At 58.4% G+C, this 24,841-nt stretch carries 27 protein-coding genes, 1 tRNA gene and 1 pseudogene; 9 read left to right on the top strand and 20 right to left on the bottom strand.

Annotated features, from left to right (window positions below):
* Nucleotides 1–59: 59 nt before the first annotated feature.
* Genes BSK43_RS18240 through BSK43_RS18215 form a run of 6 tightly spaced genes read right to left on the bottom strand, consistent with a single transcriptional unit; the run spans nt 60 to nt 5,991 of the window.
* Nucleotides 60–1,028, bottom strand: a complete 969-nt coding sequence (locus BSK43_RS18240; protein ID WP_136687096.1) for a DUF2184 domain-containing protein — start codon at nt 1,026–1,028, stop codon at nt 60–62.
* Between the two features lie 3 nt (nt 1,029–1,031).
* Nucleotides 1,032–1,502 (bottom strand): DUF2190 family protein, encoded by a 471-nt coding sequence (locus tag BSK43_RS18235; RefSeq protein WP_077469205.1) that lies wholly within the window; start codon nt 1,500–1,502, stop codon nt 1,032–1,034.
* 27 nt (nt 1,503–1,529) lie between these two features.
* A complete protein-coding gene (locus BSK43_RS18230; protein WP_077469207.1) occupies nt 1,530–2,645 on the bottom strand; it encodes a DUF2213 domain-containing protein in 1,116 nt (371 codons plus the stop codon).
* A gap of 54 nt (nt 2,646–2,699) precedes the next feature.
* Nucleotides 2,700–4,091: a phage portal protein gene (locus tag BSK43_RS18225; protein WP_077469209.1), complete on the bottom strand. Its 1,392-nt coding sequence runs from the start codon at nt 4,089–4,091 to the stop codon at nt 2,700–2,702.
* Nucleotides 4,092–4,139: 48 nt separating this feature from the next.
* Nucleotides 4,140–5,624, bottom strand: a complete 1,485-nt coding sequence (gene terL, locus BSK43_RS18220; RefSeq protein WP_205910637.1) for a phage terminase large subunit — start codon at nt 5,622–5,624, stop codon at nt 4,140–4,142.
* Nucleotides 5,581–5,991, bottom strand: coding sequence for a hypothetical protein (locus BSK43_RS18215; RefSeq protein ID WP_246662631.1), 411 nt, complete (start codon nt 5,989–5,991; stop codon nt 5,581–5,583). Before BSK43_RS18215 ends, terL begins: the two co-directional genes overlap by 44 nt.
* Before the next feature lie 223 nt (nt 5,992–6,214).
* Here BSK43_RS18215 and BSK43_RS18210 point away from each other — a divergent pair, with 223 nt between their 5' ends.
* Nucleotides 6,215–6,919 (top strand): 50S ribosomal protein L11 methyltransferase, encoded by a 705-nt coding sequence (locus tag BSK43_RS18210; protein ID WP_136687094.1) that lies wholly within the window; start codon nt 6,215–6,217, stop codon nt 6,917–6,919.
* A gap of 37 nt (nt 6,920–6,956) precedes the next feature.
* Here BSK43_RS18210 and BSK43_RS18205 read toward each other — a convergent pair whose 3' ends face one another.
* The 4 genes from BSK43_RS18205 to BSK43_RS18190 form a co-directional block, all read right to left on the bottom strand.
* Nucleotides 6,957–7,622, bottom strand: coding sequence for a DUF6362 family protein (locus tag BSK43_RS18205; protein ID WP_077469213.1), 666 nt, complete (start codon nt 7,620–7,622; stop codon nt 6,957–6,959).
* Nucleotides 7,597–8,013 carry a hypothetical protein gene (locus tag BSK43_RS18200; protein ID WP_136687092.1) on the bottom strand — a complete coding sequence of 139 codons (417 nt, stop codon included), beginning with the start codon at nt 8,011–8,013 and terminating at the stop codon, nt 7,597–7,599. The genes BSK43_RS18205 and BSK43_RS18200 overlap by 26 nt, the downstream gene beginning before the upstream one ends.
* 53 nt (nt 8,014–8,066) lie before the next feature.
* Nucleotides 8,067–8,351, bottom strand: a complete 285-nt coding sequence (locus BSK43_RS18195; protein WP_077469217.1) for a hypothetical protein — start codon at nt 8,349–8,351, stop codon at nt 8,067–8,069.
* Nucleotides 8,352–8,429: 78 nt separating this feature from the next.
* Nucleotides 8,430–8,645, bottom strand: a complete 216-nt coding sequence (locus tag BSK43_RS18190; protein WP_077469219.1) for a hypothetical protein — start codon at nt 8,643–8,645, stop codon at nt 8,430–8,432.
* Nucleotides 8,646–8,997: 352 nt separating this feature from the next.
* Between BSK43_RS18190 and BSK43_RS18180 the strand changes: the two genes are divergently transcribed.
* The 3 genes from BSK43_RS18180 to BSK43_RS18170 all read left to right on the top strand — a co-directional run bounded on the left by BSK43_RS18180 (nt 8,998) and on the right by BSK43_RS18170 (nt 11,014).
* Entirely contained in the window at nt 8,998–9,786 is a 789-nt protein-coding gene (locus BSK43_RS18180) for a LexA family transcriptional regulator (RefSeq protein ID WP_068398134.1), read from the top strand.
* Between the two features lie 384 nt (nt 9,787–10,170).
* Nucleotides 10,171–10,551, top strand: coding sequence for a hypothetical protein (locus BSK43_RS18175; RefSeq protein WP_246662630.1), 381 nt, complete (start codon nt 10,171–10,173; stop codon nt 10,549–10,551).
* Between the two features lie 67 nt (nt 10,552–10,618).
* Nucleotides 10,619–11,014: a DUF4440 domain-containing protein gene (locus BSK43_RS18170; protein ID WP_077469223.1), complete on the top strand. Its 396-nt coding sequence runs from the start codon at nt 10,619–10,621 to the stop codon at nt 11,012–11,014.
* A gap of 70 nt (nt 11,015–11,084) precedes the next feature.
* Here BSK43_RS18170 and BSK43_RS18165 read toward each other — a convergent pair whose 3' ends face one another.
* The 7 genes from BSK43_RS18165 to BSK43_RS18135 form a co-directional block, all read right to left on the bottom strand.
* Nucleotides 11,085–11,747 carry a response regulator transcription factor gene (locus BSK43_RS18165; RefSeq protein WP_077469225.1) on the bottom strand — a complete coding sequence of 221 codons (663 nt, stop codon included), beginning with the start codon at nt 11,745–11,747 and terminating at the stop codon, nt 11,085–11,087.
* Between the two features lie 5 nt (nt 11,748–11,752).
* On the bottom strand, nt 11,753–12,817 hold the full coding sequence (locus BSK43_RS18160) for an ATP-binding protein (RefSeq protein WP_077469227.1): 1,065 nt from the start codon (nt 12,815–12,817) through the stop codon (nt 11,753–11,755).
* Between the two features lie 280 nt (nt 12,818–13,097).
* Nucleotides 13,098–13,463: a hypothetical protein gene (locus tag BSK43_RS18155; protein WP_136687088.1), complete on the bottom strand. Its 366-nt coding sequence runs from the start codon at nt 13,461–13,463 to the stop codon at nt 13,098–13,100.
* 149 nt (nt 13,464–13,612) lie between these two features.
* A complete protein-coding gene (locus tag BSK43_RS18150; RefSeq protein WP_077469230.1) occupies nt 13,613–14,944 on the bottom strand; it encodes a nitrate/sulfonate/bicarbonate ABC transporter ATP-binding protein in 1,332 nt (443 codons plus the stop codon).
* A gap of 21 nt (nt 14,945–14,965) precedes the next feature.
* Complete coding sequence (locus BSK43_RS18145; protein ID WP_077469232.1) at nt 14,966–16,726, bottom strand: ABC transporter permease subunit; 1,761 nt, start codon at nt 16,724–16,726, stop codon at nt 14,966–14,968.
* Nucleotides 16,727–16,820: 94 nt separating this feature from the next.
* The gene (locus tag BSK43_RS18140) at nt 16,821–17,051 is read right to left on the bottom strand and encodes a hypothetical protein (protein WP_077469234.1); all 231 of its coding nucleotides are present in this window, start codon (nt 17,049–17,051) and stop codon (nt 16,821–16,823) included.
* A gap of 369 nt (nt 17,052–17,420) precedes the next feature.
* Nucleotides 17,421–18,014 (bottom strand): TfuA domain-containing protein, encoded by a 594-nt coding sequence (locus BSK43_RS18135; protein WP_246662629.1) that lies wholly within the window; start codon nt 18,012–18,014, stop codon nt 17,421–17,423.
* 395 nt (nt 18,015–18,409) lie between these two features.
* On the opposite strand from BSK43_RS18135, the gene BSK43_RS18130 reads away from it, so the two are divergent.
* The 4 genes from BSK43_RS18130 (at nt 18,410) to BSK43_RS18115 (ending at nt 22,658) form a co-directional block, all read left to right on the top strand.
* Nucleotides 18,410–20,326: a hypothetical protein gene (locus BSK43_RS18130; protein ID WP_077469238.1), complete on the top strand. Its 1,917-nt coding sequence runs from the start codon at nt 18,410–18,412 to the stop codon at nt 20,324–20,326.
* Between the two features lie 30 nt (nt 20,327–20,356).
* Nucleotides 20,357–20,575: a hypothetical protein gene (locus tag BSK43_RS18125; RefSeq protein WP_077469240.1), complete on the top strand. Its 219-nt coding sequence runs from the start codon at nt 20,357–20,359 to the stop codon at nt 20,573–20,575.
* A gap of 417 nt (nt 20,576–20,992) precedes the next feature.
* Complete coding sequence (locus BSK43_RS18120; protein ID WP_077469383.1) at nt 20,993–21,490, top strand: N-acetyltransferase; 498 nt, start codon at nt 20,993–20,995, stop codon at nt 21,488–21,490.
* Nucleotides 21,491–21,641: 151 nt separating this feature from the next.
* Entirely contained in the window at nt 21,642–22,658 is a 1,017-nt protein-coding gene (locus BSK43_RS18115) for a methyltransferase domain-containing protein (RefSeq protein ID WP_077469242.1), read from the top strand.
* Nucleotides 22,659–22,770: 112 nt separating this feature from the next.
* On the opposite strand, the gene BSK43_RS18110 is transcribed toward BSK43_RS18115, so the two are convergent.
* Nucleotides 22,771–22,846 (bottom strand) — tRNA-Ile (locus BSK43_RS18110).
* A 162-nt stretch (nt 22,847–23,008) separates the two neighbouring features.
* Between BSK43_RS18110 and BSK43_RS18105 the strand changes: the two genes are divergently transcribed.
* The gene (locus tag BSK43_RS18105) at nt 23,009–23,752 is read left to right on the top strand and encodes an SIMPL domain-containing protein (protein ID WP_068388102.1); all 744 of its coding nucleotides are present in this window, start codon (nt 23,009–23,011) and stop codon (nt 23,750–23,752) included.
* Between the two features lie 126 nt (nt 23,753–23,878).
* Here the strand turns inward: BSK43_RS18105 and BSK43_RS18100 are convergent.
* Nucleotides 23,879–24,221 (bottom strand): annotated as a pseudogene (locus tag BSK43_RS18100) (hypothetical protein).
* A 254-nt stretch (nt 24,222–24,475) separates the two neighbouring features.
* Nucleotides 24,476–24,781: a hypothetical protein gene (locus BSK43_RS18095; protein WP_068388108.1), complete on the bottom strand. Its 306-nt coding sequence runs from the start codon at nt 24,779–24,781 to the stop codon at nt 24,476–24,478.
* Nucleotides 24,782–24,841 lie beyond the last annotated feature (60 nt).

The raw sequence follows: 24,841 nt of genomic DNA, 5'->3' as shown, positions 1-24,841 counted from the left end.
TGTCGATCGTTGGGGAAAATACCCTCTCCCCGCATGAAGCGGAGAGAGGGAGTTCAGCATCAGGCAGCAGTGATCTCGTCGCCATAGGCCATGGCCGCCGGCAGGCGCATTTCGGTGCCGCCGGTGCGGGCGATGATGCCGGTCTCGAAGCTCATGATCGACTTCTGCGCGGCTGCAGCACGCCGGCGCGGCATCGGCAGATGGAAGCGCAGCACCTCCGGGTCACGGCGGTAGACAACCATGCGGCCGCCGCCATCCTGCGAGGCCGTCGCCAACTCGCGCAGCGGCTGGATATCGAGCGGCTGCCCTGTCTCGGCGGTGTAGACGTTGCCGCGCCGCAGGAATTCCAGCACCGTGATGTAACCGTCACCATCGGCAAGGCGTTTGGTGGCGATCAGGCGGAAGGCTTCCGGCGGCAGACGCAGGCTGTCGACCCACTCGACCTCGCCGGTCCTCTTGCGCACGCCGCCGATAAGATCGTTGACGTCGCGCAGGATCTGATCGGCCGTCTTGGCAGACCAGTTGGTCGAGCCGCCTGTGCCATCGGCAGCGACATCGACGCGCGACACCTTCGGATCGTTGACGAAACCGGTCCAGCCCTTTTCCGTCGAGCCGGTCATGGCGACGGAATTGAGCAGGCGCTCGATCTTATCGGCGGCGAAAATGGCATTGGAGGCGTTGAGATCGAGATTATAGAGTGCGGCCTGATTGACTTCCTCGAGGTTCCATTCCCAGCCGGAGCCGATCATCGCAAAATCATGGCTGGCGCTGTCGCGCGTCGACTGGTTGAACGGCATGTCCGTACCGGCGGCCGAGAGGAACTTCGCCTCGCCGGCGCTGTCGACGGTGAAGAAGGTCGTGCCGGCAGCCCATTCATTGCCCTCGGTGACGACAGGCACATGCAGGCCGTAATTGAAGGTCGGATAGCGCCGCTGGTAGATGCGCGTCTCGATATTGCGGCCCTGCGCGATCACGAAGGAATAGGCCGCCTGGGCATCGGCGAAATGCTGTCGAACGAATTGGTTCATGGATTAGGCGCTCCTGTGCTTGAGCGAGATCTCGACGATGTCGCCGTTGCTGCCGCTCGTGTCGAAGAAACAATCGGGAATAGGGCCGACGATGCCGGTGCCGGCAGCGTTGACGTAAGCGTCGGTCGTCGGATTGTAGTAGACGGCATCACCGTCCAAGACCGCGCCGCCCGCTCGCACATACATCTGACCGGCGGTCAGGAATGCGCCGGTGACGAATTGGGCATAGCCGCCGGCCGGAGCCACATCGGGCAGCACGTTCGGCGTCAGCACTGCGATACCGATGAACTTGCCGCCCGCGGCAAAGGGCGCAACGCCATGATCGGCAAGGCCGCGCTGGACGGGCTGGCCGAACTTGATACCAGCAGCGTTCTCCACGGTGCGGCTGATCTTGTTGGCGTGTTCCTCCGAAGCGATCTGCCCGTGCAGGCCCTTCCGAGAAGCGTTTCCATAGGTGGTCTGATAAGTCGCCATTGAAGCGTCTCCTTTTCGTTGACCTGGTTAGGTGGGATTGGCGGCCAGATGCGCGGACTGGAGGTCGCGGACCATGGCGGCATAGGCGTTAAAGGCTGGGGACGCCGACGTTTGCGCGGAGGTGATCCCGTCCTTGACCGCATCGGCAAAGCGATCGGGCTTATCGCGCAGACCCTCGGCCAACATGTCGAAACGCGCGTCGATATAGGCGTCCGATCGGCCCTGTACGGCGCCCTCGCCTGCCTTGGCGATAACGACAGCCTTGCGGATCGCCGCATCGGTGAGGCCTGTCGTCTTGATATTGCCAGCGATCGTCCTGGCGAGGCCGATCAAGTCGGCACGCGCCTCGGCCTTCCGATCGATTTCGGCATCGCTGGGCTTGACGGATTTGAGCGCATCAAGCTCCGCGTCGCGTACGGCCACGGCCTTCTGGTGCGCGGCCTCCATATCGGAAAGCCGTTGCTGCAGCGTCGTGATGATCTCCGCGACCTGATCGCTGACCTCGATATCGATGCCGTCAATCATGATTGTCTTCGTGGGCATCATTCCTTCCTTGCTTTGCTTGTCATCGGAATGGGAGCGTGGGGCTGCGAGAGGAGAGCAGCCCCACGGTGCCGCTGCGTCGCCGATGCGGACTTTCGAGCCCGCTCGGCCACGGCGCACAATGGCGATATGATTGATGCGAATATTTCGCTGAATGGCGTCATAGGCTTCGCCTGCAGGCGTGATGCCCGCGGTGAAATCGACATCGCAGATGTAGCCGGCGGAAAGCTCCTGCTTGCCACTTTCGATGTCCTGAATGGCCGCTTCATCGCTGACCATCAGCGGCACGCGGAGGAAAATCCCTTCCCCGGCGATCTCGTCACCGGTCTGGCCGACCGAATACTTCTTCCAGTTCTCCGACGTGACCATTTCCGGCGGATGGTCGTTTGTCACCGGCCGGTGAGCGGCACTTTTGAGCGTATCGTTGGAAAAGACTTCGGCTCCGGGCCGATAGATCCGCACGGTGCGCATCTCGGGCCTGCCTATCTCGGCGCCGCTGTAGCTTTGAATGCCCGTGCGGGCGATCCGGGCGTCGGCGACAAGATAGCCGTCCCCGGTCCGTCGCGTTCCCGCGACGGTTACGGTGTCAGTGAAGTTCATATTGGGATTTCTCCTGGTCGGAGCCGACTGAGGTTTAGAGTAAGGAGTTGCTGCCTATGATGCAGCTGGATTTGCCGCTGGCTGCTCGAACACGGCATTGGGTCCATCGGTCGGAGCGGAAGCCGGTTTGGGCTGATTGGGCTTTTCCGATTGATCAGGCGTCTTGATCGCCGCCTCTAATCCGGGTAGCGATCCGTCCTCGACGAAAGCATTCACCAACGCTTCAGAGAGCGCTTCTCGCGCGATGATCTCCTCACCGGCGGCAGATCCGAACAAGGCGCGTGCGGCATCCGCCTTCGTCTTGAATATGTCGGCGCGCTCCTTCTCGCTCATCTGCTCCAGGGGCGCCCATGTGGAGAAGACGGCAGGGTCGCGAGCGCCAGTGGCTGAACGAATAAGGCACTCGTCCAGCCGCACCAGCGCGGGCGTATAGTCCAGCTCCTGGATCGCCTGGATGCGGTCGTGGTAATTCTTCATGTCGGCCGTGCCGGTCGCATTCAGCCCGACCGGCGACTGGCCGAGCAAGCGCGTCACAGGGATATCGGCCGCACCGGCGACGATCTGCATGAAAGCCATCAGAATATCGGTGAGGCCCGCGAGCGACGCGCTCTTGCTGTCATAGTCTTCTTCGGCATCGAGGATGAGCGTGCCGTTGATGCCTTTGATGGTGTTGGCGAGCGCATACCGGCGCAGAACGGCGTCTTCATAGGCCTGATTGCCGATATTGGCGGAAAACTGCGGTACCTTGATAATGTCGATCTTCGCCTCGAAGACGAGGCTGGCGATATTAGCTGCCGTGCTGTCCGCATTCTTGATCGCATCGAATGTCGCCGCCAGCACACTTTCCCCCCAGGCATGACTGTCCATCCCGCCGAATTCTTCGTTCGGCATCATGGCCCCCTTGAAGGCGACCAGCCTCGACGGATGGATAATCACCTGCATCCCGTTGGCGCCGGTGAGCGTGTAGAATTTCGGTTTGCCGTACCACTCGGAAGCCGGATCGCCGTCCACATCGCCGGCGGCAAGCTGACGACGCGTGAGCACGGTCAGATGCTTGAGGCCGCCTCTGCCAAACGCCTTGACATCAAGCGGCAATGCTGGATCGGAGTCATCGACACCGATGAACAGCGCAGCGCCACCGAAGAGACGCGCCTTCGTGGACGCCTCCAGCACCTTGCCGCGCAGATTGAGGCGGCGCTCTTCCGCCTCGATCAAACCGATCTGATCGCCTGCAGCCTGCCAGTTTCGCCATTTTCGGCAGCTATCCAGCGCCGGTATATCGACGATCTTACGCGGCAGCCACGCGCCACGATAGGCGGCGACAATCTGCTCGTCTGTCAGGATCGGTTGCGCATAGAAGACCGAAGCCGCCTTGTCCCTCTCCGTTCCCATGCGGGATGCAAGGCTCACCAATCCGTCGCGAACCATCGAGAATACCTGCCCCATGGATTGTCCTTTGATATCGATGTGATGAAGAGACCCGCGTTTGCGGGCCTAGAAATTCTTGAAGCTGAAGGAAGAATTCAGCGCGAGTTCGTTCAGAGCATCGGCAAAAGCATCCACCTGGTCGTCGAATTGCGCGTTCGGAAAGGCGCAGAGCTCATCCAGAAATGATTCGTTCCAGTCGCCACGCAGTAGCTTGACGTTTCCAGCTTCCGCCTGTGCCGATGCCGGCTTGGCTCGCGTAGCCTTGTCACCGGTCGCGGACAAAACCCTGATCGGGAAGCCGGCCAGCAACTTGATCTTGGTTTCCGCATCAGCCTTGCCCGCCGCACCCGGATCTTGCGGCATACGGATCGTCACCGTCGGCCCATCCTGTGATGCCATGTTCTTCAGATTGCGCTCGACCTCTGCCGGCGACCAGCGGCCACGAGCGATCGTCTCGACGTAGAAGACGCCATCAACCCATGCCATGCGCAGACCAACGGTCCAGTCCGGTTGACGGCCGGGCCGCTCCTTGGAGGCCGCAAAATCCCAGGCCCGGCAACGTCTGGCGCCGGCAGGAACTGCATCAACAATTTCGAAATCGCCGCGCTGAAACAGGCCACCCGAGCGCGGCGAAGGCCGCTGCTGAAACTGACCGGCAACCGCATAGGAGCCGAGCGGTATCTTGTCCCGCTCCACCACATCTCGCGGAAAACGCTGCGGAAAGAGCAACTCGCCCTCTTCCACTCTCGGATCGATGAACCCGATCGACGTTCGACAGCGCCGCTCCGGCTCGAACTCCATCGGTAGCATCAAATGCTCGTAACCGAGCCCCAGCGCCAGAATGGTGCCAGACACATCAGTCTCGTGCAATCGCTGCATGACCACGACGATGGCCGAACGCTGCGGGTCGTTGAGCCGCGTCGGCACCGACTCCCGAAATGTGCGAACCGTCGACAGGCGCTCCGCCTCGGATTCCGCGCCATCGACCGAATGAGGATCGTCGATGATGACGCGATCACCGCGACCACCCGTCAACCTCGAGAAGGGTACACCCTGGCGAGAGCCCGTGCTTGTATTGGCAAAGGCCATCTCGCCGGTTCTCGTCAGCTTGACCCGATCACCCCAAAGCGCCTGATACCACTCTGAAGCAACGAGATCGCGCATGCGTCTGTTGTCACGCTTGGCGTAGTGTTCCGAATAGGACGCGCCGAGATAGCGCATCTGCGGCCTGTGTTTCGGCCCCCATTCCCATGCCGGCCAGAAGACACCGCAGAGAAGCGACTTCATCGTGCCGGGCGGCACATTGATCAGCAATCGTGTGATCTCGCCCGAGGTGACCGCTTCGAGATGGCGGCAGATCGCATCGATGTGCCAGCCATGGACATAATCGGCCGAGGGTTCGACGACATGCCAGGCCTCTCGGACGAAGCCCGCCAGCGATTGGCAATTGGCACGAATTCGGTCGGCATCCGCAGCAATCTGCCTGGCATGCTGTGCCCGTTCACGTTCACTTGTCCGCCTCGCCTTCTCCTCCTGGATCGCCGCCATCATCGCCGCCGGATCCGGCAAGCGGACCGAAGAGGGATTCGAGTGTTGCAAGCTGCTCATCCGTGGCATTGGTTAAGTCAATGGTGAAACCCCGGCCTCCCTTGGTCCCGGTTACCGAACGCTCGCTCGGCTTTTGATGCACATAGGACGCCGCAATTTTCGCCATCTCATCGCGCCGCTTTTGATCCGCCTCATCGTCGCGCATCACCTTCAACATATAGTCTAGCGGTGTATCGCCGGTCGGAACGGCCTTGCGTCGACGCGCACGCGGTTTGCGCTGCACGACTGGCTTGTCGGCATTGGACATGCTTGAAATTTCCGATGGAACCTTGAAAGGAAACAAGCGGTCTAAAACATCGCTTGCGGTCAACAGTGCGTCGCTGCAACTGTTCTCATCATGCCAAAATGAATACCCCAATTCGGCCCTGTTGGCGACACCCTTGAACGACGATACTGCTGCAAGGATTTAAAAATCTTGATGAGAGTGACCATTAATTATTTGATATAACTTGAAAATATCGCACTCTGCGGTCCGACGATTTGATCGATATTCTCTCCGAAGACAGGTCTCTGGAGACAGGCAAGAGGATACATTGAGCCCCGACTTGGAAAGCCCCACAGACCGCGACTGGGTACGGCAGTTCATCATCGCCAACCTCCCTATTTTGCCCGTTCCCGGCATTCCGGAGATTCGGCTGCATAAAGCAGCCCCCAATAGCGGTTTGCGACGCCTGGCGGAGCGAGATCCGCAATTCGGTTCACCCTATTGGGCGCATTATTGGGGTGGAGGATTGGTACTGGCCCGCTATCTTCTCGACCGGCCGGAGACAGTGATCGGTCGCCGCGTGCTCGATCTTGGTGCCGGATCAGGAATTGTGGGCATAGCCGCCGCAAAGGCAGGAGCTGCGCAGGTACTTGCGGCGGATGTCGATCCCTATGCCATTGCAGCTATCGAGCTCAATGCAGCGCTGAACGATGTGACCATCGAAACAGTCATCGCCGATTTGGCTAACGGCAAGCCTCCGGCTATCGATATCGTCTGCGTTGGTGATCTCTTCTATGATGTGGCGCTTGCAGGGCGGATCATCACATTTCTGGATCGCTGCCTGGCACAAGGCATTACGATCTTGATCGGCGACCCATGGCGCGCGCATCTGCCGACATCGCGGCTTCGGCTGCTGGCGGAATATTCAGTGCCAGACTTTGGCGATGGTACCGCAAGCGCACGGCCAAGCGGCGTCTTTGCATTTGAAAGCAGTATGTCACCGCAAGGTGAAGACGGTCAGGATCGCTCATAGCGGCACATAGGGAGTCGGACCGAATAGCCGCCGCGATCTAGGCCTTCATCTTGGCGCGCCGGCGGTTTCCACGCTCCAGCCGCTTTGCAAGTTCGGCAAGTTCGGGACTTGCCGCATCGAACACCGGCCGGGCATCATCCGGCAACCAGTGTGTTTCATGTTTGGTCACCGGCGGCTTCCTTCGCTCCGAACCACCAGGAGAATGCGGCATCATCGGCGATATGCGTGCCCAGTCCGGCTCCTGCAATAGCGGCGAAGTCGCAAGAAGTACGCCCGCGACATTGCGGAATTCGCTTTGAATATGCCGCTCCGCCGTACGTCGCACACGACCCGTTCGAGTACAGAAATCCCGGAAAGATCCCGCGATATAAGGTGCAGCAAGGCAAACGGACCAGCGCGAAAGCAGGATGCGGCGTTCCTCATCCCTGACGCGGGTCCGCAGCCATTCTTGTAAAACCTCTTCCGCGCGGCTGATGGCGGCAGCACTCGGGCGATAGCGGACACGAACCTCGGAATGGTCCAAAGCTTCCGGCAGAACCTCCGGCCAGAGCGTCCGCATTCTGTCCGGGCGAACACCACGGACATCGAGGTGAACCATCGTGTCAGCCGCCTCGATGAAGCGGGCGCGAACGAGCAGGCTCAGATCGGCAATCTCCGCCTCACGGTGGGAAAGATCGTCAAACTGCGAGGCGGGTCGGTGCATCAAGTCGTCTCTCCAATTCCCAATAGATCAAGGTCCGCAGCGTCGCCCGCACCGGCCAAGGTCGCCTCGCGACCGCCTCCGAACGCAACGAAGCAAGTGCAATGTCGTCGAAGGCGCCGAGCTGATCGCCGGCTCGCTGGAGCGCCCAATCCTGGCGTTGCGCGAGAACGTCGGAGACCGCTCCGATCGTATCCGACCACAGCTCGTCGCGATTGTTGCCGGTCTGACGGATGCAGCGCAAAACGAAAACCAGATGGCCATCGCCATAGCGCCCGCGGATTTCCTGCATCGTGCCGCGCGCATGGCTCTGGGCCGGAGCACGGCGGCGATGGACGGGAACGAGCTTTATGCCGAGGCCGTCCAGAAGAAGATCAAGCTTGCCTTTGGTCATGGATCTCTCAACTCCTTCAGTAAAAGCATGCACTTGCTTCACATGAGCATCGATCATGCGCCGGTACCGGCCGGGACGGCGGCACCGGCAGATCTGGGCTTAAAGAAAGCTTCCGCCTTGGAAATCGCCTCCACTCTGGCGCCATCACGCAGCATGGGCGTGTTGAGATAGGCGACCATCGCCTCGCCAGCGGCAGCCTTGGCCGCGTCTGGCGTCGCAAAGACGATCGGTTCGCCGCGGCTATCCCTGAGGATCTCGTTGGTCGCACGGTGAACCTTGCGGATCCAGCCGAGATGACCGCTGGCAACAGCCTCAGTTCCGATTTGAAATTCATTCATAGCAACCTCCTCTGGCCGGCAAGACCAGATCTGTTTGTTCAGTCTCTGATGGGTTTAATGAAAGTGCGCGACGTGTCGTCAGCGCCGTTTCGTCGAGCATGTCGGCTCGCCGGCACGGATGGCGTGGTCCTCAGCTACACGGAAATGAGCCTGATCTCCCTCGGGAGCACCGCCCTCCTCCTCAGCGTATGGGAACGCCGGTCTCCGGACGATCGACCTCACGGCAGCCAGCATGCTGGCAAAAAAGAGTGCCGCACCGACGCATGCCAGGAATCCCTGGAACATCTCGCTCATGGCAGCCTCTCGAAACTAGACGCCTCTGCCGTAGGCTGAGTATCTGCCATCTCAGTCGGTTCCACGGCCGCGTTGCAGTATTCACAATGAAGCTCGATGACTTCCGCGATAGACAAGCTGCGATGGCAGGTCGGGCAGCCCCAGAAGCTATCGAAATAATCTGTCGACTTTCTATTTCTCCTGCTCGCGATCATGCCGTCACCTCCCAAATTCACCTTTTAGCCGCGCCAAAGAGACCTAGCCCCCAGCCTGCAGCAAAATGAGCCACCGGCATCTTGATAAACACTAATTATGTTGATAAAGATACACATGTCAACATGATTTATGTTGTTAATTTTGCAAGGGTCGGAAAATGCAAAAATCCATGGGCGAACGACTGAGGGCGGCACGCGAAGCCGCAAATTATTCATCGGCAACGAAGGCGGCAGAAGCGCTCGGGGTGAGCCTCTCCACCTATCGCGCCCACGAAAACGGCCAGAACGACTTCAGCGCCGAGATTGCCAGTCGCTACGCCAAGAAGTTCGGCACGACTGCGGGCTACCTCTTGACGGGCGAAGGATCGCACAAGCTGGCCCGCGCGGTGCCGAATATGGTGACCTCTTTCGATCCGGACGAGCAGGATAACGACGGATTTGCCGAAGACGGTGAAGAGCTCAGCTACAGCCGCGAACATTGGCAGCCGCAGATCGCCGGGGCAACGCCGGAGGTCGATGTCAAGCTTGGCGCCGGCAGCGGCGTTGTCGGCGAAGTCATCAATCTGCCCGTTGGTTCCGGGAACGTAGCAGGGCATAAAATCGTCGCGGAATGGCTCATTCCCACCGGATATCTACGCAACGAGGCGAAGGCCTCGCCGAACCATACCATCATCATGGAGGTGATCGGCGACTCTATGCAGCCCACCTACATGCCTGGCGATCGCGTTATCGTTGATCTCTCGCAAAACCAGATGACGACCGACACTGTCTATGCCATCAGCGATGGCTACTCCGAACCACAGATCAAGCGCCTGCAGCGTGTGCCTTTCACGCAGCCTGGGCAGGTGAAGATCATCTCGGACAATCCGGCGTTGGAAACATTCACGGTCGAGTTGGAACGGCTGACGATCATCGGCCGCATTTGCGGGCACATTGCCCGCAAGTAAGAAGACCGGCCTTCGCTCAAGTTGAAGCATCGCGCCAATTTTAATTGGCACCTGAAATATCATCTCACATGGACGCATAACATCTTTGGTGTCTTCTTCGACTTTAATAAACATAAAATATGTTGACATCAATCGTGTTTTCTGACAGTTTCCCAATAGAGCCGATTGGCACTGGAAGGAATGAGCCCGAGCAAGCCTAACAGCCTTGCACGAAGTCAGCGAAACCGGACAGGCAACGGCGATCGATAGTGAAAGGAGAATACAGGCGATGCCCCTGAGAACCGACACCGCTCCGATGGAACCGGCGAACACGTCAAAAGCAGGCAAACGCAACACCAGGCTTAATCTATCGTCCCCGTCGGCTACACAGGCGGGAAGATAATCATGCACAATGCCGCCTTCTCCTGCGAATATTCATTCGACGAGCTGCAAATTCGCCTCTGTGACCGCTGGGAAACCGGGTTGCTGCTGTATGGACACGCCGAGTTGACATCTGCGGGAGCCGACTACGAGGACGAGTTCTACGTTTCGGCAATTCGTCTGGATGGTGGAGCACGACTGGCCAGACCAAACACGCCAAACATTGCAAGTAATTTCGAGGCCGAACTGTTTCGGCGCATAGCGGCGGTCATAGAGGACGAGAAGACGCCTCCAGGTCGTCATGCCGCCGAACTCTTCGCCGGGGAATTGGAGCAATTCCGGGAAGCCGATTGCGATCAGGCATACAAAGTCAGGCAAGAGCAGGGAGTGGCCGTCTTTGCATAATATCCTCCCCCCTTAAACGGGCCTACACTGAGCTTGGAAGCAAGATGAAACGGAGACCGCAAGCGCGATGAAAATTGCACAGGAGGAGCTAGAGGAAATTCGCCGGCTGGAGGAAATGTTGCATCGTCCGGAAATCCGGCAATCACCGAAGGCAGTTGCAGAGCTTCTTGCGGAAGGCTTTGTCGAATTCGGCAGTTCAGGCACGATCTATGACGACAGAGATGAACTCATCGCCGGTCTGGCAGCAGAAAGGGTCGAACCAGCCTCGCAGCCGGTAATTGCGTGTGACTATGCCTTCCGATCGATTTCACCGGATGCCGTTCTCGTGACGTATCGGAGCATTGCAGCGGCAATGGGTGATAGTCCTTCGCGGCATGCCCTGCGCAGCTCGATCTGGCAGCGCATCGATGGCCGATGGCAAATGATATTTCATCAAGGCACGCTCACCACGCCCCGCCCCTAATTCAGGCTAGTTCAAATACTGAAGCGGCTTCGCTGGGGCACCGAGATCGGTGTTGGTAAAACATGAAGGCCTACCGCGAGGCGGATGCGGGGCCGCCGCCCTTGCCGCCAATAGCCGTTTCGGTCAATCCGAGGCCATCGGCCATCCTGATGAGATCGGCAACGGAATCGGCTCGCATCTTTCGCATGGCCTGACCGCGATGGACCTTTACGGTGATCTCACTCAGGCCGATTTCCCCGGCAATCTGCTTGTTCAATAACCCTCTCGCAACAAGCGCCATGACCTCACGCTCCCGCGGTGTCAACGATGCGAAACGCTCGTGAAGATCGGCCGAGGCGACTTCCTTTTTCAGTCGAGCCCGATCAACATCGAGGGCTTGCCGGATTGCGTCGAGAAGATCCTGTTCCCGAAACGGCTTCAGAAGGAATTCCACCGCACCGGCCTTCATGGCGCGCACCGACATTGGCACATCGCCGTGACCGGTTAGAAAGATAATCGGTATCGAATAACCTATCCTTGTGAGCTCGTCCTGAAAATCGAGACCACTCGCATCCGGCATCCTGACGTCGAGAACGATACAGGCCGGCCCTTCCGATCGGGGGTGCGAAAGGAAATCGCGAGGTGAGGCGAAGCATCGCGTGTCGTAGCCGACAGAGCGCAAAAGGCTGTCCAGCCCGTCACGCACGGATGGGTCGTCGTCGATCACATAGACAGTCGGTTGTTGCTCCTGCATATGCCCTACCCCTTTGTCTTCCCACCCAGCGGCAGGGTGAAGCCGAATACAGTCCCATACGGAAAATTGGGCGCGGCATAGACGGCGCCGCCATGCGCTTCGATGATCGATCGGCTGATGGCAAGCCCCATTCCCATACCGTTCGGTTTCGTCGTGTAGAAAGCCTCGAATATTCTATCAAGCTTCGCCGACGGAACGCCGACGCCCGTGTCGCGCACGCTGACTGTGATCTTGCTTTCAGCGGCAGCAACGCTGACCAGCAATTCGCGCTCTTCCAGCACGACATCTGTGAGAGCTTCAATCGCGTTCATGATGAAATTGAGCATCACCTGTTGCAACTGTACGCGATCACCAGTCACGGGAGGCAAGTCGCTCGCCAGCTCGGTGCGAAGAAGTATCTGCCCCTTGCGGATTTCACTACGAACGAGTTCAAGCACGTCGGTAATGGCATCCGTCAGATCAAACATATCGCGTGAAGGAGACGATTGCGCAACGAGCCTACGAACGCGGCCGATAACATCACCTGCCCTGTCGGCATCCATGACGATCCGCTCGATGGCACGCCGCGCCTCATTCTGATCTGCAGGTGTTGCCGAAAGCCATCGAAGAGCGGCGTTGCCGTTTGCGGCTATCGCCGTGATGGGTTGGCTGACCTCATGCGCGATCGATGTACCAAGTTCGCCAACGATCGTAAGGCGCGACATACGCGCAAGCTCGGACTGCGCCTGCCTCGCCCTTGCGTCAAGCCTCTCGATTCTGATCGCCAGGTAGGTGGTCGCGCCGATGGCAATCAGACTCAATATACTATTGATCAACCCCGCCTGCGAGGCGCCATGCCGCGTGAGGAAATAGCTCAATATCGTCAGGACGGCGCAGACAACGCCGACGACGGCGATCGCACCGGTTCGTCCGGAATGTACCGACAGCAGGATGACCGAAACATAGAGGACGGCGAACGCGATCTCCAAATCCGTGATCGTGTCGCCAATGAAGATAAGGCCGGCAAGAACGGCGATACCAAGCCAGAATAGAGGCATCTCGAAAAGATACTTCAGAAACTCGCGCCTCATCCCTTTCGTCCCCGTGTCAGCGTTCTCGACGCCTTGCATATCCGAGTGGCAACCTGCCTGATCCAAAGCCCAAAAACAACGGCGACTGTCGCTACCATAATCCTTGTATAGCACTGATTTCGCTTGATGATGGCTTCCGCTGGCCAACACCCGGCTATTGGCGGCATAACGAGGTTGAGCGAGCCGATCGTCTGCATGATTGCCGGATGCTCGTGACGCCTCCAGATGACGTCGGCCCACCCGCAAACGTGCAAACCACGGCCAAGTTGCAATCGATTAGTCAAGCGCGATGGTCATGATTGTCGTTTCCGGCATAGCGAGTGAAGAGACGGCGGCGCTGGCGGCGACGAAGAATGGCAAGGCTTGTCCTGTTCAGACGTGCCGCCCAACGAAGCAGCACGCGCGTCTGATTTGCAGGCAAGATGCCGCGGAGAAAGAGCCGTGTCGCCCATCGTGTGAGGCAATGCGCACCCCATAGAAGCGCCAGCATCGCCGCCAATCCGACATAGTCTCTCAGGCGAGTCAGGCTCGCGCTTAGCCTGTTTCTCTTGCGGGATTGTAGGCGCTTTCCATTGCAGGGCTTGTTTCGGCTGTTCCTGCTGAGGGTTTCCAGAAAACGGCCAAGTTCTTCGTTGTCTCTGGGCATGACGATCCGTCCCGCAGCCATCCAGGCTGCGCGACGGAATCCCGTGCGCTAGGCCCTGACTTGGCTGCTTGTCAAATTCAAAAGTGTAATTGGGTCGGTCGCCGCCTTATCCGGCGGCAACCTTGATCCGTCTGATCCGGCTGCCTGTTTCAACTTGGGTTCTCCAGCGTGAACAGATCCGCATTTTCGTCATAGGCGAAATATTCCGCGTAACGGGCCCAGTTGGTGACGGCCTTGATGGTCGTGTCGGCATAGTCTTCGGACATGTAATCCTCGAGCTCATCACGAAAACGCCGCGCAGGAGCACGATGCGTCGGCCGTTCGTCGAGGACGCGGCGGATATGGGCAGCAAGTGGCACATAGGTTGCCAGATGCTGCTCGAAGAGCCGCTTGCGCTCATCGACATCGCTGTCGGAGAAACGCAGCCCAGGAGCCGTCAACTTGATGTCGCCGCCTTCCAGATCGGCGAAACGCAGAAGCTGGAGTGTTTCTGCCACCGGAAAGAGGTCATCGATGCCGAGATGCAGATGCGTCGCCAGCGGCGGCAAATCTGCCTGCCCGCGATAGGGCTCGGCTGCCACCGTTTCGATCAGACCGGACATCAGGTTGGTCGATACGCGTGGCAGCGCCATGGCGATACCCGTACCCGGGAACAGCCCTTCACGCGTCGGAGCGCCGGTTCTTGCCGTCATCCGGGCATAGATATCCTCGACCAGCATGCGAAACGCCGGATCGAGGCGGTTGCGCGGCTGCGGCAGATCCACCTTGATTTCCGCAATGACGCGACCGGGGTTCGATCCGAAGATCAGGATGCGGTCGCACATCAACACGGCTTCCTCGATGTTGTGCGTCACCATCAGCACCGAATCGATCGGCATGCGGCCTTCGCACCACAGATCGAGAAGGTCGGTACGAAGCGTTTCCGCGGTCAATACGTCGAGCGCGGAGAAAGGCTCATCCATCAACAGGACTTTGGGCCGAACCACGAGCGCACGGGCAAGACCGACGCGTTGGCGCATGCCGCCCGACAGCTCCTTGGGATAGGCGCTTTCGAACCCATCAAGGCCGATCAGGTCGATGGCGGCCAGCGCACGCTTGCGGCGCTCCGTCGAAGCGACGCCCTGAGCCTCGAGCCCGAGCTCGACGTTCTGCAGCACCGTCAACCAGGGAAACAGGGCGAAGCTCTGGAAGACTACGGCAACATCGGAGTTGGGGCCGACCACCGGCCGTCCGTCAAAGGTGATCTCACCCTTGCTTGGACGGATGAGGCCGGCAATGGCGCGCAGCAGCGTCGATTTGCCGGAGCCGGAACGGCCGAGCAGCCCGACGATTTCATTCGGATAGAGCTGAAGATCGACATTCTCAAGCACGACGAGCGAACCGGAGGTTCCCTTGTCATATGTCTGGCAAACCTGCTTTGCCAGAACTAGCGGCGAACCTTTTACAATGTCGAGCTTCTTGGAGATGACAGCGTTTTCCATGTTCATTTCTCCGATGTGTGATTAATCGAGGCGCAAACGGCGTTCAGCGAAGACGTAGAGCGGCCGCCAGAGCGTTCTGTTGAAAAGGGTGACGAAAACGGACATGACGACGATGCCGAGGATGACCCGCGGAAAATCGCCCGCTTCGGTCGCCTTCGCGATGTAGGAGCCAAGCCCGAAGGCTTCGAGCTTCGTGTTTCCCCAGCTTGCCAGTTCCGCAACGATGCTCGCATTCCAGGAGCCGCCGGAAGCCGTCAGCGCCCCTGTGACGTAATAGGGGAATATCCCAGGCAGTATCGCCCGCCGCCACCAGGTCCATGAACGCAGCCTGTAGACGGAGGATGCCTCCCGCAGATCGGTTGGGAATGCGCTTGCCCCGGCAATCACGTTGAAGAGGATGTACCACTGCGTGCCCAGCACCATCAGCGGTGACAGCCAGATATCAGGGTTGGCGCCCGTCGCGACGATTGCAATCACCGCCACGGGGAAGAGCACGTTCGCCGGAAATGCTGCCAGAAACTGAGCGATCGGTTGGACGCGCTCCGCAACCGCCGGGCGCAGACCGATCCAGACGCCGAGCGGGACCCAGATCACGCTTGCGACTGCGATCAGAACGACCACGCGGAGGAGAGTAACGAAGCCACCGGCAAACGCGATCGAAACATCCCCCCATGACAGCGTCTGACTGAGATAAGAGACGATATCCCAGATGCTCCAGGCGCCGATGGCGGCAATCAGAGCGAACCAGGCATAGTCGATGACCCGGCTAACAACACGCCGCTCGTCCCGCCCCTTCGCAACCGCTCTCGATGCAGGCAGCAGCCGCAGAAGGAACAACCTGCCCCACACGGCGGCAAATGGTGCCGTCACATTTTTCAGAAGACGCGTGCGGCGGATCAGCGAATAGACCCACGAACGCGGCTTTTGCTGGCCGGCCGTCTGCTCGAAGCGAAATTTGTCTGCCCAGGCGACGATTGGCCGGAAGAGCAGCTGGTCATAGAGAAGGATGACGATGCCCATGACCAGGACCGCCCAGCCGACGGCGACAAAATCCTGCTTGTCGATGGCAAGCGCCAGCCACGAGCCAAGTCCGGGAAGCTGCACGGTGGTATTGCCAACCGTGATTGCCTCCGAGGCGACCACGAAGAACCAGCCGCCGGACATGGACATCATCGTATTCCACACCAGACCAGGTGCTGCAAACGGGGCCTCCAGACGCCAAAAGCGCTGCCAGGAGGATAAACCGAAGCTGCGGCTGACTTCATCGAGATCGCGCGGCACGGTCCGCAACGATTGATAGAAGGAGAAGGCCATATTCCAGGCCTGGCTGGTGAAGATCGCAAAGATCGAAGCACATTCCGCACCGAGCTGGCTTCCAGGAAACAGCCCCATGAAGAACGTCACGGTGAATGTCAGAAAGCCCAGTACCGGCACCGATTGCAAGATGTCGAGAGCCGGAATGATGATCTTCTCGGCACGCCGGCTCTTTGCAGCAAGCGTTGCAACCACAAAGGTGAAGATGAGCGACGCAACGATTGCAGCCATCATCCGCAAGGTCGTGCGCAGCGCATATTCAGGCAGATAGGCGGGATCGAGCGAGAGCGGAGTCGTCGAGAGGCCCTCCAGCGGCGCCCGCATCTCGCCCACTCCATGAAGCGTAAGATAGCCTGCGGCAGCGATGAAGGCGAAGGCGGCAAGATCGTAGCCGTTTGGCAGGATGCGTGCACCGGCCAACGCGGCAACGGCGCTGCGCTCGCGTCGATCATTGGCAAGGAAAACCATGTATAACCCCTTAAAAACAGGATGTTATCAATAGAGCGCGCCCGCATGACGCAGCAGTTGCAGCGTCAAGGGCGAGCCTGTGTGAAAGAAAGGGCTAGGCCGCTCGCCGACTGTCGTCCTCATCGGAGACAGCAACATTTCCGGTCGTCCAGAAGCACTCCAATTTCCCCGTATGCGGATTGGTGTGCCAAACGGCCATCAGGCGCGGGCGTTGAAAAAGCACGATCCGGCCGAGCGACGACGAAGCCGTCGTAGCTCGCAGCATGTGCGGAGCGGAAAACTTGGTTGCGAACGTGCGTTCGCGGAAAAGAACAATATTGTTCATGGCTCACTCCTCGGTCCGCTTACGAGCAGATCCGGAGGTCGAGCCGGACAGGCTAGGCCCGACCGTCGCTCGCCCGGCGAATGCCGATAGCGGTCCAGGTTGTTGCGATGACCATCCGGATACGGCGCGAAGCCGCAACCGGACAGCGACTAGGGTAGCTGTCCATTTGCTTCTTTTATCTGTTGTTGCATCTGCCCTTGCATCATGTTGCGCAGGCAGGGTCGTCTTGTCATAACCGCTGGGTAGGGTCAATCAAGCGATGGTGCCGTGCGATTATACCAAGGTATAGGCCCTCGGATTTCGTGCTTGCCAAACTCTGGAGAAAGCGAAAAATCGCTATTTCGGAGGGGGTTAAGAGCCTTCTTCGGTCTAAGCCTTAGCCTTACGGGAGGAAGAAACCATCCTGTCCCAGAAGCTCGTTGCTTCGAAAATCCAGTCGGGCCTGACCGCGAGACGCCGATCCGGTGCCGAGACGACGACATCGATAAGACGCTCTGCATCCAGCAGCTTTTGATTGACGAGATTCTGCCGCAGCGCCGTCAGCACCAAAGTCGCGCGATCCGGGTCCTGAATGCTGGACTGTACCAGAACCTTATACGTCCGATCCTTGAAGAAGGTCGCTCTCGCGGCCTCCAGAAGCCGATCATGCTCGGCATCGGTAATGCATCCGCGATGCAGGCATTGCGCGATCGTTGCGCGGACATTGACGAGCGGCTCGCTCAATGAAAGGAAGCCCAGCTCTGCCGGCCCATGAGACTGGGCGACATCGGCATCGTCCAGCAAAGCTCCACTGGCGTAGTCGTCGTAGATCTTGCCGATGCCGATCATGCCGAAAGCTGCACATTCGGCCGCCCTCAAGGCGCCCATGCTTGCGCCACCAAAGACCTGAACTCCCTGGGCAAGAGCGAACAGGATCTCCTTGTGCCAGATCGCCGGTACATGCTCATAAATCCCGTCAATCAAGCCGATAACATTCGCGCCATCCTCAACCGCCCTGAAGAAATCACCTTGCCTGGCGGGCGGCCGCAGCTCGTAACCTTCGCTGGGTAACTGATTCGTCCCGTGTAGAGTCGGGCCTGCGAAAATGACTTTCATATCGAGTTAGGAATACCCATTGCGGTACGTTAGTCGAGCTTTCCTTCCGGATTTCATCGGAATTTCACCGTCGACATCGAAATTTCACACAACAACGTCTTTGAAACTACAGATCGGCTAATAGTCGAGTTGCAATTAATCACGCCTTGCAGCAAAAATATAGCATGAGTTTCACTCGCCGTATCGGTGTCTATCTACCCGATAATCACCAGATTTCTCAAAGGCGGCGGCCGTTACATATGTAAAACAATATAGATGGCGCGATGCAATTTTCACTCAGAACATTTGGAGAGATCGCTCTTCTCGATAGCGCCGGACGCGAGGTAGCATTTCCGGAAAAAGCACTCCTGATACTTACTTATCTACTTACAGGCGAAAGAGGATATACAAGCAGAACAAGCATAGCGCGATTTCTGTGGGGCGAGGATGATATCGCCAACTCGCTGACGAACCTGCGCAAGCTCATTTCTCGTATCAAGAAGCGGCAGGCGGAACTCAATGCAGACTTCATGACCTTTGACGATACGGATATCCATCTCGTCCGGAACTCACTGACCAGCGATCTTATCTCCCCATATGCCGATGCCTCGAAGGACCAATCGCAGCATCTTCCGCTTCTAGCAAAGGCTGTGCAAGCGACGTTCCTGGAAAACGCGAACTGTCAGAGCCGGGCCTTCGTCGATTGGCGAGAGGGTGAAAAAAAGCGGCATCTCGCTGCGCTAAAGCAAGCACTTGAGGCAGCCACACAACGTCCGGCGACAGCCGACGAAATCGCTATCATCAAGGAGGCGGCGCTCCTTCTTTTCGAAGCGGAACCCGCGGACGAGAACACCCATCGCATATTGCTGAAAGTATTTGATGCAGAAGGTGGGATCGAGCAGCTGAAACGCCTGTTCGAGCGGCGCAAGGACCTTGTTTCGTCCTGGCCGGCTAGATCGCCGGCATCTCCGCGGTCATCCATTCCGGCCCCGGCATTCGACGAGGCCATCTCGGAACATGACCTTCCAACGCAACCCATCCTGCGCATACCGCGGCTTGCCTTGCTGCCTCCAGGCAATGACAGCGCCGATACGGCTGCGCTGATGGTGGCGTCGTCGCTGATCGAGGACATAACCCTCGGCTTTTGCGCATTGAACAGTCTGCGGGTCATCGCCCCCTACTCGGCCATGCAGATAAGCCGCCAGACCGAAAATCAACTCGCGCTCTTCCAGCAATACGATATCAACTATGTTCTCGACACTCGGCTGAGCGGGCTTGGCAACGATCTCTCGCTGTTCTCGCAGCTCATCTATATGTCGAACAGCGAGGTTGTTTGGGCGGAGCGCTTCAATTTCGGCAAGCTGGATCTGGCCCGCAACAAGCGCGATATCTCGCGGCACATCGTTCTTGAGGTTGCAGGGCAAGTGGAGCGTCACGAAACGACGCGGATCTATTTTGAACAGAACCCCGCCGCCTATCATCAATATCTTGTCGGGCAACAATATCTCCATCGCCTGACGCTGCCGAACATGCGTCGCGCCCGCAAGGAGATGAAGACGGTCTTGCGGGAAAGCGCCGATTTCGCACCGGCGATGAGTTCCATCGCCCGCACCTATTCCAAGGAATGGTTGCTGACGGCTCGCGGCGATATCGAACTGCTGAAATCCGCCGAAGCCTACGCCACCCAGGCGATCGAGATTCGTGACGACCTGGCGGACGGCTATCGCGAACTTGGCGTCGCCAAAGTCCTGCAGGGAGCCATCGATGAAAGCGTGGAAGCGCTGGAACTCGCGGAAGCCTTGAGTCCACACTATGCGGACGTGATCGCCGACCACGCCGATACGTTGACCCATTGTTCGCGCCCGCAGCTGGCGCTTGAGAAAATCACCCACGCCATCGAGTTGAACCCTTTAAGTCCGGATTCGTATCTCTGGACAGCCGCCGGAGCCAGCTATGCACTCGGGCAATTCAGCGAGACGGTGGAATATATCGGGAAAATGGCCGACAGCAGCCTGGCCGACAGGCTATCGGCCGCCAGTTGGGCCATGCTCGGCAATAGCGAGAAAGCGCGCTTCTTTGTGCGCAGAACCCGAGAAACCAATCCTGACTTCGATGTTGATCGATGGCTCGCAATCGTGCCGGTGAAGGAACAATGGCACAAGGACATGTACAGAGAGGGCCTAAAGAAGGCAGGATTTTAACCAGCAAATCATAGTCAAAAGGAACACCACATGGCACGCGTTGTTATTCTAGGAATTGCCGGAGAGACCGGCCTTTGGGTTGTCGATCTGGATGCCGGGACCGCAGCTCCCCTGACGAACCCACCGGACTCGACACTACAGCCGATCGTCAATCTCCGGGCGGCCGGCGCCACGGTGACCAGAGGGGTCAATGTCGCCGTTTCCGTAGCATCCGCGGAATCGGCATATTCCGGTCATTTTGACGGCTGATCTCCAAAAAGACTGGCGGGAGGTGCCGAACCAATCGGCATCTCCCCCGCAGTCTGTTCAGAGCTGTAACGCCGTGCAATGTCCCCTCGACGATAGTCTTTCAGGTGCCCTGCGAGATCTTTAGGCTAATCAGGTCGGAAGTACCCTCAAGCCGCCGGCTGCTTAAGATATTAGACAGCCGAACGAGGTGGTTTACATAGCTGCAAAAACCCATACGCCGCGAGATCATGGCGAGGCATTAAAGATCGCATCTCGAATGTGGTACGGCTATTTTATGTAAGATTTCCCACCCAGCGCCTAGTTTTACAAACCTTTCGATCCAATAAATGTTGCGGACGACTGCGAGCGCATTCACCGCATGATTGTGCTAGGTAAAATGCAACCTGAAATCGCCCATCAGCAAGGCCAATATTAGTGATTATTGTACGCACAGAGAGACCGGAAGACATCGAGACCATTCGAGCCATAACCACCGCCGCTTTCGCAAGTGCCGAACACAGCTCCGGCACGGAAGCAATGATCGTCGATGCCTTGCGAGCTGCCCATGCGCTGACGCTCTCACTGGTCGCCGTGGAACAAGACGAGATCGTTGGCCATGTGGCGCTCTCACCCGTCAGTATCGAATCAGGAGCAACGAAATGGTTCGGTCTCGGGCCGGTATCGGTGCGACCTGATCGACAAGGGACCGGCATCGGCAAGGCCTTGATCGAGGCCGGGGTCGCCAAGCTCGAAGACGACGGTGCCCACGGCTGCGTCGTCCTCGGCGATCCCCGATACTACGCCCGCTTCGGCTTCGTTAGCGACCCCGCTCTCCGATACGCCGACGTGCCATCGGAGTATTTCCAGCACATTACATTCAAGGGACCAACACCGATTGGTCAAGTTGCTTATCACGAGGCATTTAGCCAGGGTTAGATCAAGAGCCAGAAAGCTAAATCTAGCTTTGACCTCATCGATGACGGCTGGTGCTTCGTACAATCTAACTATTGCGAATTGAAAATTACGGATGCTAAGTTGTATCCGCTACCTTGGGGGCAAGGATAGCGTTTAGCATGCCGGGGGTATAATGCTATTTCGACTTTACGGGTCGATCCGTGAGCTGTTCGGGGGAACTGTTCGCGGTACATCGGCCAACGATCTCTCGCCGACGCTCGTGACGCCAAGCTGGGTCAAACCTCGCCAGAACAGAAGTCGTCGCCTGCGCCAGCACATCAACGAAACAACGAAGGTTCTTGAAATCGGACCGCTCGCGCGGCCAATTGCGCCGAAACGAAAAGGGTATAACGCCTACACCGTGGACAATATGGATCGGGAGGGCCTTCTCCGTCAGTATGCTCATGCTGGCTATGATCCGAGCAGTATTGAGGAAGTCGACTTCGTATGGAGCTCAGGTGATCTAGCGGACGTGGTGCCAGAAGAGCATCATGCGACATTCGAGGTCATTGTTCTCAGCCATGTCCTAGAGCACATGCCGAACCCTCTCGCATTTTTCAGTAGCTGTGCACGACTGCTGAAGCCGGGTGGTTACGTGACCCTGGCACTTCCCGACAAGCGGCATTGCTTCGATCTCTTTCGGCCCGTCACGACGACCGCGCAGTGGCTTGCGGCTTTCCGAGCCAAAACAACGGCACACAACGAGATATCATTGTTCGACTACGCAACCCTTGCGGTTGCACGACGAGCGGAGATTGCCTGGGACAGGTCAAAACATAAGACGCAGGACCTCACGTTCCTGAACATGAACATTGAAAGCGCCTATGCACGCTACTTCTCCGGCGGTGATCGCAACCGCAACAGCTACGAAGATTGCCACGCGTCCGTTTTCACTCCGGCGAGCTTCGCCCTCGTTGCACAGGAATGCCATGCAATCGGGGTTAGTCGGTTTGCACTGGATTACGTGTCAATCACAAGGGAACACGAATTTATCGCGCATCTCCGGCTCGAAGATCGAAAGCCCATCAGCCACCACGATCGGATCCAGCTTCTGGCACTTTCAGCGAAAGAGCAAAGCGTCGGCTACCGCGGCGTGAAAATTGCAAGCCGACCGATCTGGAGTAAGATTCGCGCCGCTCTCAGTGGTTAGCATCGGGATTCCTTATCGCTGTCTCGAGCCACGACTGCGAACCTCGCAGAAATGGCTTCGGAAGCTAAAGTTTCCGCAAAACCGGAACCGACGGCAACAGAAAGTAAAAAAATGGTGGGCCCGGAGGGACTCGAACCCCCAACCAAGCGGTTATGAGCCGCCGGCTCTAACCATTGAGCTACAGGCCCGGCACGAGAAAGGATCCCCGCGCGCGACTCCGGAGCAATGGTTCTCCGAAAGCCGAGATGGCTCTAGCCCAATTTCTCTTTTCCGACAAGGGACTGCCGTAATACCTTCACAATCAATCCGCAAAAGCGAATCCTGAGGGACCATCAACCAAGGAACGAACTATGCCACTGACCAAAACCAGAGATTTTGTCCTTGCCGCTCTTGTCAGCGCCACTTTTTTCGTGCCTGCAGCCGCAGCCTTTGCCGAGGACGCCAAGCCGCGTGAGGCCGTCATCACGGTCACCGGTGAGGGACATGCCGCCATCGCGCCGGATATGGCCGTGGTGACGCTTGCGGTCGTCCAGCAGGCAAAGACGGCGCAGGATGCGCTTGATCAGAACAACAAGGCCATGGGCGCCGTTCTGGCAACGCTGAAGGACAGCGGCATCGCCGAGCGCGACCTGCAGACCTCGGGCTTCTCCATTCAGCCGCAATATACCTATCCGAATGACAAGGATGGCCATACCCAGCCGCCGGTTCTCAACGGCTATCAGGTCTCGAACGGCCTGACGGTTCGCGTGCGCGACCTCTCGAAGCTCGGCGGCTTGCTCGATCAAGCCATCAAGCTCGGCGTCAATCAGGGCGGCGATATCCAGTTCACCAACGACAAGCCGGATGCCGTGCTCGAAGACGCCCGCAAGAAAGCAGTCGCCGATGCCGCCGCCAAGGCGAAAACCTTGACGGATGCCGCCGGCGTCAAGCTCGGCCGCGTTATCGCTATTCACGAAGGCGGCATTGCCGCTCCGCCGCAGCCCTACATGCGTGCCATGTCTGCCGCAGCGCCGATGGACAAGGCCGTTCCCGTCGCAACTGGCGAGAATGAATACAACGCCTCGGTCAGCATCACCTACGCGATCCAGCCGTAACCAAAAGCAAAACCGCCCTTCGCTCAGATTCATCCGAATCGAGCAAAGGGCGGTTCCGCGGCCCCCGCCAAAAGGCGAAAAGATCAAACAAGCAATAACGGGCGCGACGGGCGCCCGTTGTTTTTATCAGCGGCCGAGCAAAGGGCAACCGCGCACATTTGCAAACATCATCGTATCCGGGCCGCGACGGCCGAAGCCATCGACGATCACGCGGCGCGGCGTCACATCCACAACGGCGAGCGCGACGCAAGCCATAGCTGCGGGCGACATCCAGGGCCTCACGCGGGTCGCAGCCGCGGCGACGGTCGAAGCGCGGCGGCGGGTTGTCGTAATCCGGCGGCGGCGGCCGATGGCGGCCGGGACCGACATAGATATCCACGCCCTGTGCGGAAGCAAAATCCGCCGTTCCCGACAACGCAGTAACTGCGATGGCAGCGGCGACCCCCAACTTTGCCAGCAATTGTCTCATTGTGTCCTCCATGGAGCAAAAAAGCCTTTTCCTCGCTCCTACACTATTTGTCGAGCGAGTGCTGAGAGATAACAGCCAAACGCTGAAAAGCGCAGAATCGACCGTACCTCTACTCGTCAGGTACAATGAACGCTAAAATGACACCAGATGCGCCATGATAGCACAATGTAAAAAAATAAAGCCGACTCCAGAGTGGAGGCGGCTTCGGAACTATCGAATATATGTGGAAAACGTCGCCGCTTTCGTAGTCAGCATCAACGGCGGATCAGCGGGCAACCCCGCGCATTGGCGAAAACGACGCGATCCGGACCGCGGCGGCCAAAACCTTCGACAACGACGCGGCGCGGCGTGATGTTGTCGATGCGGGCGCGGCGCAGGCCCATGTCACGCGCCTTCTGAACAGCCAGAACCGGCGAGCACGAACGGCCACGATAGTGATCATAGCGCGCCTGCTGGATGCCGGGGTGAAAATCATTGGCAGATGCGGTGGCGGCCGTTGCGGAGATACCGCCGAGCGCGATCAGAGCGGCAATACCGACCTTGGTGAAAAGATTGGTCATGGGTGTTTCTCCTTCAAATCCTTGCTGCGGATTGTTGCAATCCCGGGATCCGGCTCGACG

The sequence above is a fragment of the Rhizobium sp. P44RR-XXIV genome, assembly GCF_001999485.2.
Taxonomy (GTDB): Bacteria; Pseudomonadota; Alphaproteobacteria; order Rhizobiales; family Rhizobiaceae; genus Rhizobium.
This window is presented reverse-complemented; position numbering and strand designations above follow the sequence as displayed.